This is a genomic window from Pseudoalteromonas sp. S1727 (assembly GCF_005886375.1).
GTDB classification, from domain to species: Bacteria; Pseudomonadota; Gammaproteobacteria; order Enterobacterales; family Alteromonadaceae; genus Pseudoalteromonas; species Pseudoalteromonas haloplanktis.
Genome location: NZ_PNDT01000215.1, coordinates 1 through 1000 on the forward strand (window position 1 = coordinate 1; position 1000 = coordinate 1000).

Below are 1000 nucleotides of genomic sequence, written 5' to 3' on the forward strand. Positions count from 1 at the left end.
CCAATAGTGGGTTTGTAATAATAACTAAGGGTGATAACAATAATGAATGTACAACATCACTTGCGCACTAAGTTAAAGCGTACCGTTAAAGCAACTGGCCTTGTAGGCTTATTTGCTTTGTCTTTAAGCTCGCTTAGTGGTTGTGGATCTACAACCAGCGCTAACACACAAAAAACAGCAGATAAGGCGCCAATTACGAGCGCCAAAGCACCCACGCAAGACGATGGCGTGTTCACTAATCCACTGTTTCCAAATGGTGCCGATCCATGGCTTGAGTACTGGGATGGTAACTATTACCTGACTACAACAACATGGACATCTGAGTTGGTGATGCGTAAGTCACCGACATTAGCTGGACTTGCCGATGCGACCCCAGTAAATGTATGGTCAGCGACCGATCCTGCGCGCTGTTGTAATTTTTGGGCGTTCGAATTTCATCGTGTTAAAGGCCCTGATGGCTACCGTTGGTACATGATGTACACAGCTGGTACTGATGGCACATTAGATAATCAGCACCTTAATGTATTAGAAAGTGCTGGTGACGACCCAATGGGCCCGTATGAGTACAAAGGCGCGCTCATGCCTGACGTATGGAATATCGACGGTAACTACTTAAGTTACAAAGATAAACTCTATGTTATTTATTCACAGTGGCAGGGCGATCAACAGCTTAATATTATTGCTGAAATGGAAAACCCATGGACGCTGAAAAAAGGCACGCCACATACTGTGATCACACGTCCTGAACTTGATTGGGAGATCAGCGGACGTAAGGTAACTGAAGGTGCTGAAATTCTACAGCATAACGGTCGCACGTTTATGACTTACTCAGCAAGTTTTTGTAACACGCCAGATTATAAGTTAGGGATGTTAGAACTTGTTGGTGATGATCCGCTTGATGCAAACAGCTGGAAAAAGTTTGATCAACCCGTATTTGAACGTACCACTGAAGTATTTGGCCCTGGTCACAATGGTTTCTTCACTTCTCCAGATGGCAGTC

Annotated in this window: 1 protein-coding gene; it reads left to right on the forward strand. The window is 44.6% G+C overall.

Annotated features, from left to right (window positions below; all coding sequences use genetic code 11):
- Positions 1-42: 42 nt before the first annotated feature.
- Positions 43-1000, forward strand: a 958-nt coding sequence (locus CWB85_RS21710; protein WP_171039064.1) for a glycoside hydrolase family 43 protein, incomplete at its 3' end; no start/stop codon positions are given.